Raw genomic sequence first — 532 nt, 5'->3', positions numbered from 1 at the left:
TAGCTAATTCCGGCTCTAATTGCACAAGTTCGGCTTGATTTAACCTGACGGTTACTGGATGAGTTAATCCAGCGTTATTACACTTGAAATGAATGCGCTCCACAGCATCCTGTAAATCCGCTCTGTCATGCGGATGTGAAAGCAGAATACTGCCGGTGTATTGGTAATAAATATCTTCATCCAGCTTGCTTAAAATGGCCGGCCAATAGTCACGTACCGCTTCCATGCCAAGTTGCGAGATGAGGTATTCACCTTTATCTAATTCGGTGATGGGTGCTAACAATCCCGCCGCTGCCATGCTGCAGTTTAAAAAATCTTTTTTGTCATGTTGATCAAACACACTAATCTCATGACCGGCATGATGAAGTTCAACTGCAAGCAGTTGACCCATGATTCCTGCACCCACAATACCAATTTTCACACTTTCACCTGATGCGCTTGTTAACTATTTTCAATCGTTCTTACTGACCTCATTTTTCAGTGTGAACTCCTGACGAATTTCCTGTGTGATTTGCATGGAACAAAATTTAGG

At 42.7% G+C, this 532-nt stretch carries 1 protein-coding gene; it reads right to left on the bottom strand.

Going from position 1 to position 532, the window contains the following annotated elements; all coding sequences use genetic code 11:
- Positions 1-391, bottom strand: a 391-nt coding sequence (locus DVK07_RS20995) for an FAD-dependent oxidoreductase (protein WP_199719712.1), incomplete at its 3' end; no start/stop codon positions are given.
- Between the last annotated feature and the right edge of the window lie 141 nt (positions 392-532).

Source organism: Halorubrum sp. Atlit-26R, from assembly GCF_003666015.1.
Lineage (GTDB): Archaea > Halobacteriota > Halobacteria > Halobacteriales > Haloferacaceae > Halorubrum.
Note: the sequence above shows the minus strand (reverse complement) of the source record. Positions and strands in the feature narration are given on the sequence as shown.